Genomic DNA, 10236 nt, shown 5'->3' on the forward strand with positions numbered 1-10236 from the left:
CGAACCGCCCCGGATGCTCACTGATCGCCGACCGCACCAGACCCCACACCCCAGCCCCCGCGAGATCCAACACATCGCGAGCACCATCCTCGCCCCAGGCCACCTCCACCGCACCCGACGTCAACACCACCAACCGCGACCCCGCGAAACGCTCCTCAGCCAACCACTCACGCACCACACCCAGAACACCCGCCACCGCACCGGTGACCCCGGTGTCCGTGGAGCGCAACGGAAGCACGACGGTGTCCGGGACGGCGGAACCGTCATCCAGCGCGGCGGTCAGCGCGGCCAGATCGGCATAACCGGTCACCGGAACACCCGCGTCGCGCCACTCATCGGTGTCGGCGAGTACGGCCAAGGCAGCACCCGACCCGCCGAGTTGGCCGGGAGCGGGGGCGGGGGCGGGTGCCGGGGCGGGGATCCAGTCGAGGCGGAACAGGCTGTCCCGATGCGGGGAGTTCGCCGCGGCCAGATCCGCGGTCGACACCGGCCGCAATACCAGCGACTCCACCTCGGCCACCGGAGCACCCGTAGCGTCGGCGATCTGCAAGGCGACCTCGCCAGATCCCCTCACGGACAGCCGCACCCGCACCGCGGCCGCACCGACCGCCGACAACGACACACCCGACCAGGAGAACGGCAGCGCCGCTCCCTCGCCGGTCTGGCCCCCCACCCCCAAGGCGTGCAGCACAGAGTCGAGCAGTGCCGGGTGCAGACCGAAATCGGCCGCATCGCCGGACAGCGACTCGGGCAGAGCCGCCTCTACGAACAGGTCCTCGCCGTGCCGCCAGACCTCCCGCAGACCACGGAAAGCCGGACCGTACACCAGGCCACCACCGGCGAGCCGTTCGTACAAGCCCTCGACCGGAACTTGCTCCGCACCGGCAGGCGGCCACACGGCCAGGTCCCAATCCGCGACAGTCCCACCAGAGATGAGAGTCCCCGTGGCATGCAGAGTCCACGGCTCCTCGGCCGCCGCTTCCTCGGGGCGCGAGTAGACGCGCACTGCGCGTCGGCCCTCCTCCGTGCCCTCGGCACTGTCGATGCTGAGCTGGACCTGCAGCGCGCCCTGCTCCGGCAGCACCAGCGGCGCCTGCAGAGTCAGTTCCTCGACCTGCTCGCAGCCAACCCGCTCGGCGGCCTGCACCGCAAGCTCGACGAACATCGTGCCCGGCACCAGCACCGAGCCGGCCACAGCGTGATCAGCCAGCCACGGGTGCGAGGAGACCGAGATCCGCCCGGTCAGCAGCATCGCGTCCGATCCGGCCACGGTCACCGCCGCGCCAAGCATGGGGTGCTCGGCCGCGCCCAGGCCCAAGCCACGAGCGTCGGTGACCGGCCGCGCGGCCTCCAGCCAGTACCGCTGCCGCTGGAACGCGTACGTCGGCAGGTCCACCCGTCGCGCGCCCGTCCCGGCGAAGACTGCCGCCCAGTCGACCCTCGCGCCACGCACGAACACCTCGGCCACGGCGCCCAACACGGTCTCGGCTTCAGGCCGCCCCTTGCGCAGGGCCGACACCACAGTCACGTCCGAAGCCGCCTTGGCCAGCGCGGTCAGCACCGGATCCGGACCGATCTCCAGCAGGCGACTGACACTCTGTGTACCGGTGGCGCTCTCAAGAGCATCGTGGAAGCGAACCGGTCGACGGACCTGCCGCACCCAGTAGTCAGCAGTCGCCCAATCCCCTTCGTCCACCAGCTCACCCGTAACCGTGCTCACCGCCGGGAGACTGGGCTGCCGGTAGGTGACGCTCGCGGCGATCTCGGCGAACTCCGCGAGCATCGGCTCCATCAGCGGCGAGTGGAACGCATGACTCACCCGCAGCCGCGACACCCGGCGGCCCCGCTCCCGCGCAACCGCCATCACCCGCTCGACCGCACCCTCGTCACCGGAAACCACCACCGCGCTCGGGCCGTTCACCGCCGCGACCGCCACCCGCTCGCCCTCGGCAAACCCACTCAGAATCTCGGAGACCTCGGACTCGGTGCCCTCGACCGCCGCCATCGCACCACCCGCAGGCAGCCCCTGCATCAACCGCGCACGACCCGCCACCAACCGCACGGCATCCGCCAGCTCGAACACACCCGCCGTGTACGCCGCGACGAACTCACCCACCGAATGGCCCAGCACCACATCCGGACCCATGCCCCACGACCGCAGCAACTCCACCAACGCCACTTGCACCGCGAACAGCAACGTCTGCGCATACCCGGTCCGATCCAGCAGAGCCGCCTCCGCCGAACCCTCCGCCGCGAACAACACCTCCCGCACCGGGACCTCAAACCCCGGCCTGCCCCCAAGCTCCGCGTCCAGGTGGCCGCACACCTCGTCCAGGACCCGCGCGAACACCGGGAAGGCGGCATACAGCTCACGGCCCATACCCAGCCGCTGGCTCCCCTGACCCGTGAACATCCAGCCCGTACGCCCATCCGACACCGCACCGGACACCACAGAAGTGCCGCCATCGGCCAGCTCGGCGACACCCGAACGCAAATCCTCCAGATTCCCGCCCAGCACCACAGCACGGTGATCGAGCACCGCACGCGACGTCGCCAGCGACAGACCCAAGTCGATACCGGAGCAGTCCTGTTCCTTGGCAAACTCGGCCAGACGTCCGGCCTGCGCCCGCACCGCCTTCGCGCTCCGGCCCGACAGCACCCACGGCACCACCGGTAGCCGCTGCCCCGAAGGCGGCTCTTCGGCCACGTCAGGTGCGGACCGGAGCTCGAACTCGGGCGCTTCTTCGACGATGATGTGCGCGTTGGTGCCGCTGATCCCGAAGGACGAGACACCCGCTCGGCGCAGACGTTCCCCCTTCGGCCACGTACGAGCCTCCCTCAGCAACTGCACAGCACCCGCCGTCCAGTCCACCTGCGCCGAAGGCTCATCCACGTGCAGCGTCCGCGGCAACCGCTCCGCGCGCAGCGCCATCACCATTTTGATCAGACCAGCAACACCAGCAGCGGCCTGCGTATGGCCGATGTTCGACTTCACCGAACCCAGCCACAAGGGCTCGTCCTCTGACCGCGCCTGACCGTACGTCGCCAGCAACGCCTGCGCCTCGATCGGGTCACCCAGCCGCGTACCCGTACCATGCGCCTCGACTACGTCCACCTCGGACGCCGAAAGCCGCGCCGACGACAACGCCTGACGAATCACCCGCTGCTGCGACGGACCATTCGGCGCCGTCAACCCGTTCGACGCCCCATCCTGATTGACCGCACTCCCACGTACGACCGCCAGCACCTGATGGCCCAGGCGCCGCGCGTCGGACAGCCGCTCCAGGACCACCACCCCGGCACCCTCGGCCCACCCCGTACCGTCCGCACTGTCCGCGAATGACTTACAACGGCCGTCCGAGGCCAGACCCCGCTGCCGCGAAAACTCAACGAACGTGGACGGAGTCGACATGACGGTGACACCACCGGCCAACGCCATCCCACACTCCCCCGCACGCAGCGCCTGACACGCCCAATGCAGGGACACCAACGACGACGAACACGCCGTATCCACCGTCACCGCGGGCCCCTCGAACCCGAAGACGTACGCGATACGACCGGAGAAAATGCTGCCCGCGTTACCGTTCCCGAGAAAGCCCTCGATTTCCTCCGGAGCGACCTGCAACCGCGACGCATAGTCGTGGTACATCAGCCCCGCGAACACACCCGTCGACGAACCGCGCAACGACAACGGGTCAATCCCGGCCCGCTCCAGCGCCTCCCACGACGTTTCCAGCAACAACCGCTGCTGCGGATCCATCGCAAGGGCCTCACGCGGCGAAATACCGAACAGCTCCGCATCGAACTCGGCCGCGTCGTGCAGAAAACCGCCTTCCCGCGCGTACGAGGTGCCCGCACGATCCGGGTCCGGGTCGAACAGGGCCTCGAGGTCCCAGCCACGGTCGGCCGGGAACCCGGTGATCCCGTCGCCGGCCGAGTCGACCAGCTCCCACAAGGACTCGGGCGACGACACACCGCCCGGATAGCGGCAGCCCATCCCCACGATCGCGATCGGCTCGTGGTCCTTCGCCTCCGCTTCTCGCAGGCGCTGACGGGTCTCGCGGAGGTCGGTGGTGAGACGCTTGAGGTACGTCAGCGTCTTCTCATCAGTGGACACGTGAGCCCAGCCCCTTTGTCGCGCGTGAGGGTGCCGTCATGGGCGCCCTCATCCTTCGAGTTCGCGATCGATGATTTCGAACATCGAATCGAGTGAAGCGGAATCGATATCGTCGTTCTCGGTACCGCCGACGCCCAGGTCTTCCTCCAGCCGCGCCACCATCGCCTTGACTCGTGACCGCACCTGCTTGCGCAGCGCGCCGTCCTGGGCCATCGAGAGCACTGCGGCTTCGAACTTCTCCAGGTCGCTCAGGCTGAAATCGCCCTCGCCGGAGCCCTGGTCGAGCTGTTCGCGCAGGTACCCGGCGAGGCTCTCGATCGTCGGATGATCGAAGGCAAGGCTGGCGGGCAGGGTGAGCCCGGTCGCGCCGTTGAGCCGGTTGCGCAGGTCCACCGCGGTCAGCGAATCGAACCCGAGATCCTTGAATGCCCGCCCCGGATCGATCACACCAGCGGAACCATGTCCCAGCACCACCGCGACCTGGGACTGCACCAGGTCCAGCAGCACCCGGTCCTGCTCGGCCGCGGACCGGCCCCGCAGGCGGCGGGCAAGCGCGTCGGAACTGCCCGCACCGCTCCGGTCCCCGGCGCGCCGCTGCCGGGCGGCCGTCGGCACGAGGCCGTGCAGCATGCCGGGCAGGCTGTCCCGGCGTGCGGCCAGTGCCGTGGTGTTGACCGAGACCGGCAGCGCGATCGGCTCGTCGGACCGTACCGCCATGTCGAACAGCGCGAGCGCGTGCTCGGTGGTCAGCGGCGCGAAGCCCTGCCCGCGCAGACGGGCCAGGTTCGCGTCACCGAGGCGGCCGCCCATGCCGTCGGGGTGTTCCCACATTCCCCACGCCAGGGATACGCCGGGCAGCCCCTGGGCGCGTCGGGACACCGCGAGTGCGTCGAGCACCGTGTTGCTCGCCGCGTAGGCCGACTGCCCGGCGTTTCCGACTACTCCGGCGATCGAGGAGAACAGTACGAACGCCTGCAGGTCGGATTTCGCCGTCAGGTGGTGCAGGTGCAGCGCCGACTCCGCCTTTGCCGAAAGCACATCGGCCAGACGTTCCGGAGTGAGGTCGGTGATCATGCCGTCGTCGAGCACACCGGCGGCGTGCACCACCCCGGCCAGGGGCGCATCGTCAGGGACTGTGTCGAGCACGTCGGCGAGTGCCCGCTCGTCACTGACGTCGCAGGCGGTGATCGTCACACGGGCGCCCAAGTCGACCAGTTCCCGCTGGAGTTGCTGGGCGCCGGGCGCTTGGTGGCCTCGGCGGGAGATCAGCAGCAGATCCCGTACGCCGTGCGCGGATACGAGGTGGCGGGCGATCACGGCGCCCAGTCCGCCGGTTCCACCGGTGACCAGCACCGTTCCCTTGTCCCAGCGTGTCGCCGGGATGTCTTCGCCGGTGGCGGGGGTCATTCGGACGACCCGGGGCACCCAGGTCCGGCCTTGTCGCACCGCGAATTGACTCTCCCCGGATTCCCCGGATTGGGCCGGGTACGCCGCCAGAGCCCGGTAGGAGTCCGGTTCGCCATCCACATCGGCCAGCGCGAACCTTCCCGGATGCTCGTTCATCGCGGACCGCACCAGGCCCCACGCCCCGGCGGCCGCAAGGTCGAGCTCCCCCGTGTCGGAGGCAGGGCTCACCGCGACCGCGCCCGTGGTCGACACCATCAGACGCGAACCCGCCAAGCGCTCCTCAGCCAGCCACGTCCGCATGGCCCCCAGCACACCAGCAACCACACTCAGGAGATCCTCAGAATGTGGCGCCACCGGTAGCACCACTGTCCGCGGAACCGCCACACCGTCGTCCAGGGCAGCGATCAACGCGCCCAAGTCGGCGTAACCGGTCACCGCGACTCCCGCGGCAGACCACCCGTCCTCGTGCTGCGGATCGGTACCGAGGACAGCCAAGCCGCCACGTTCGCCGGGCTCGGCCGGAGTCGGCGCGGGGGTCCACTCCAGCCGGAACAGGCTGTCGGCCGTGGCACGGGCGGCAGCAAGGTCGGTGGCCGACACCGGCCGCAGCACCAGCGACGCCACCTCGGCCACCGGGTCGCCCGCGGCATCGGCCACGCACAGCCGGAACTCGCCCGAGCCACGCCTCGACAGCCGCACCCGTACGGCCGAGACACCGACGGTGTACAGCGACACGCCGGACCAGAGGAACGGCAGCATCGCGCCCTCAGCGTCCGGGTTCTGGAGCCCGAGCGCGTGCAGCACCGTGTCCAGCAGTGCCGGATGCACACCGTACGCCGACGCCTCCCCGGCCACCTCCTCCGGCAAGGCCGCCTCCACGAACACGTCACCGCCGCTCGCCCAGACTTCTCCCAAGCCACGGAACGCGGGTCCGTAGACCAGCCCGGCGCCGGTCAGCCGCTCGTACAGCCCGTCCAGCGCGACCGGTTCCGCACCCGCAGGCGGCCACACACTCAGGTCCCAGTCAGCGGCGTCACGCTCGGTCGTGAGGGTGCCCGTGGCGTGCAAGGTCCACGACCGGTCGGCCGAGGCGCCGTCCGGGCGCGCGTACACGCGCAGCGAACGCCACTCCTCGCCCGGCTCCGGCGCGTCAACGCTGAGCTGCACCTGCACCGCGCCGTCCTCCGGAAGGACCAGCGGCGCCTGCAAGGTCAGCTCTTCCACACGGCCGCAGCCGACCCGGTCACCCGCCTGCACAGCAAGCTCGACGAACGCGGTACCCGGCACCAGCACCGAACCGGCGACTACGTGATCAGCCAGCCACGGATGCGACCGCACCGACAACCGCGACGTCAACAACACCGCATCCGAGCCCGCCACCGCCACCGAAGCACCCAACAACGGATGCCCCGCCGCGCCCAGACCCAAGCCGCTCGCATCGGTGCCCGGCCGGGAACCCTGAAGCCAATACCGCTGCCGCTGGAACGCGTACGTCGGCAGGTCGATCCGCTCGGCGCCGCTCTCGGCGAACACCGCGGACCAGTCGACCTTGTCCCCGTGTACGAACAGTTCCGCCACCGCTGCCATCACGGTCCCGGCCTCGGCCCGTCCCTTACGCAGCACCGACACCGCCGTGTCCACTTCGGACTGAGCGAGCGCGGTCAGTACCGGGTCCGGACCGATTTCGAGCAGCCGGGCCGCCGCCTGCTCGCCGGTTGTGGTCAGCAGGGCGTCGTGGAAGCGCACCGGGCGGCGGACCTGGCGCACCCAGTAGTGCGGGGTGGCCCAGTCCTGCTCGTCGACCGGCCGCCCGGTGAGGGTGCTGGCCGCCGGAAGGATCGGCTGCCGGTACGTCACGCTGGCCGCGATCTCGGCGAACTCCGCCAGCATCGGCTCCATCAACGGCGAGTGGAACGCATGACTCACCCGCAGCCGCGACACCCGCCGACCCCGCTCCCCCGCAACCGTCATCACCCGCTCGACCGCGTCCTCGTCACCGGAAACCACCACCGACATCGGCCCGTTGACCGCCGCGACCGCCGCCCTCTCGCCCTCGGCGAACCCGCCGAGGATGTCGGCGACCTCGGACTCGGTGCCCTCGATCGCCGCCATCGCGCCGCCTGAGGGCAGCGCCTGCATCAACCGGGCACGCCCCGCCACCAACCGGGCGGCGTCGGCGAGATCGAGCACGCCCGCTGCGTAGGCGGCGGCCAGCTCGCCGACCGAGTGGCCCAGCACCACGTCCGGGCGCACTCCCCAGGAACGCAGCAGCTCCACAACGGAAGCCTGAACAGCGAACAGCGCCGTCTGGGCATACCCCGTCCGGTCCAGCAGTCCCGCCCCTTCGGAGCCGTCGTCCGCGAACAGCACCTGCCGCACCGGGACCGGGAACTCGGCGGCGCCGTCGAGATCGGCATCCATATGGCCGCAGACCTCGTCCAGGGTCCTGGCGAACACCGGGAATCGTTCGTACAGCTCGCGGCCCATGCCGGGCCGCTGACTGCCCTGGCCCGTGAACATCCACGCCGTACGCCCCTCGGCCGCCACACCGGACACCACGGAGGCGTCGCCGTCGGCCAGCGCGGCCACGCCCGAGTGCAGGGTGGCGAAGTCGGCGCCGAGCACCACTGCCCGGTGTTCCAGCGCCGCCCGGGTCGTCGCGAGCGAAAGGCCCACATCCGCCGGAGACCGGTCGGGGCACTCAGCGAGGAATGCCGCAATTCGTGCCGCCTGGGCCCGCGTCGCTTGCGGGTTGCGGCCGGACAGCACCCACGGAACCACCGGCAGCTCCGCCGACGGCCGCTCCACGGCCACGGGCGGCTCGATCGTGAGAGCTTCCTCGGCCTCCTCGATGATGACGTGCGCGTTGGTCCCACTGATGCCGAACGACGAGACGCCCGCCCGACGTGGCCGCTCACCGCGCGGCCAGGCACGGGCCTCGGTCAGCAGCTCGACCGCACCGGACTCCCAGACCACGTGGGACGAGGGACGGTCGACGTACAAGGTCTTCGGCAGCTGCCCTTCCCTCAGCGCCATCACCATCTTGATCAATCCGGCCGCGCCGGCCGCGGCCTGGCTGTGCCCGATGTTCGACTTGATCGAGCCCAGCCACAGGGGATCCTGACCGTCACGGTCCTGGCCGTACGTCGCCAGCAGTGCCTGTGCCTCGATCGGGTCGCCGAGCGTGGTGCCGGTGCCGTGGGCCTCCACTGCGTCCACTTCGGAGGTCGAGAGGCGCGCGTTCGCCAGGGCCTGGCGGATGACGCGCTGCTGGGAGGGGCCGTTCGGCGCGGTCAGGCCGTTGGAAGCACCGTCCTGGTTGACCGCGCTCCCGCGCACGACCGCGAGCACCGGGTGCCCCAGCCGCTCGGCCTCGGAGAGGCGTTCGAGCACCAGCACCCCGGCGCCCTCCGCCCATCCGGTGCCGTCCGCGGCGTCCGAGAAGGACTTGCACCGGCCATCCCCGGCCAGCCCGCCCTGCCGCGAGAACTCCAGAAAGATGCCCGGCGTGGCCATCACGGTCGCGCCTCCGGCGAGCGCCATCTCGCACTCGCCCGCGCGCAGCGCCTGGCACGCCAGGTGCAGGGCGACCAGGGACGACGAGCACGCCGTGTCCACCGACACCGCCGGACCTTCGAACCCGAGCGCGTAGGCGACGCGGCCGGAGGCGACGCTCGGCGTGCTGCCGGTGAGCAGGTACCCACCGGTCTCGCCCTCGGGGTCTTGCATGTTCCCGCCGTACCCACTGCCCGAGACGCCGGAGAACACTCCAGTGGCCGTGCCGCGCAGGGACAACGGGTCGATGCCCGCCCGCTCCAGCGCCTCCCACGAGGTCTCCAGCAGCAGCCGCTGCTGCGGATCCATCGCCAGCGCCTCACGCGGCGAGATCCCGAACAGCTCCGCATCGAACTCCGTGGCATCCTCCACGAAACCCCCGACGGCCGCGATGTCGTCCAGCACCTGCGTGTCCCAGCCACGGTCCACCGGCAGCGGCGACATCCCGTCGCCACCAGAGTCCACCAGCTCCCACAGCGTCTCGGGCGAGGTCACGCCACCTGGGTAGCGGCAGCCCATGCCAACGATCGCGATCGGCTCATCGACGGCACCCGCACGCTCAGCAGGGCGATCTTCCACCGCCTGCTCCTCGACCACGCCGAGCAGTTGCTCACGCAGATACCCGGCGAGGGAGGCAGGGGTGGGGTGGTCGAACACCATCGTGGCCGACAGCTGGAGCCCGGTCCCGCCACTGAGCCGATTACGCAGATCCACAGCGGTCAGCGAGTCGAAACCGAGATCCTTGAACGCCCTGGTCGGCTCGACTGCCGCGGCGGAGGCATGCCCCAGCACGGCAGCGACCGACGTCTGCACCAGATCCAGCAGCGCCCGATTCTGCTCCGCAGATGGCAGACCCCGCAGCCGGCCGACAAGCACACCCCCCTCACCTGCGGCGGACCGGCCTGCGGTGCGGCGCTGTTGGGGAGTGGCCGGGACCAGCGCCTGCAGCACACCCGGCAGACTGTCCCGGAACCCGGCAAGCACGCTGGTCCGCAGCGCGACCGGCAACGCGACGGGCTCATTGACCTGCAAAGCCATATCCAGCAGCGCGAGCCCGTCCCCCGTGGACAGCGGCGGGAACCCCTGACGCCGAAGCCGGTCGATGTCCGCCTCACCCAGACGACCACCCATCCCCTCGGCCTGCTCCCACATACCCC

The 10236-nt window shown here is 70.5% G+C and carries 2 protein-coding genes; both read right to left on the bottom strand.

All coding sequences use genetic code 11. The annotated features are described in order from the left end of the window. Window positions 1-4117, bottom strand: a 4117-nt coding sequence (locus tag ABZ562_RS40795) for a beta-ketoacyl synthase N-terminal-like domain-containing protein (RefSeq protein ID WP_361490456.1), incomplete at its 3' end; no start/stop codon positions are given. A 48-nt stretch (window positions 4118-4165) separates the two neighbouring features. Further along, window positions 4166-10210, bottom strand: coding sequence for an SDR family NAD(P)-dependent oxidoreductase (locus tag ABZ562_RS40800; protein ID WP_361490458.1), 6045 nt, complete (start codon window positions 10208-10210; stop codon window positions 4166-4168). Window positions 10211-10236 lie beyond the last annotated feature (26 nt).

This window comes from Streptomyces sp. NPDC019937 (genome assembly GCF_040631655.1).
Lineage (GTDB): Bacteria > Actinomycetota > Actinomycetes > Streptomycetales > Streptomycetaceae > Streptomyces.

Bases quoted from the DNA above. Each gene is read 5' to 3' on its own strand.
- ABZ562_RS40800 (WP_361490458.1), bottom strand. From the start codon at position 10,210: ATGGGTGGTCGTCTGGGTGAGGCGGACATCGACCGGCTTCGGCGTCAG.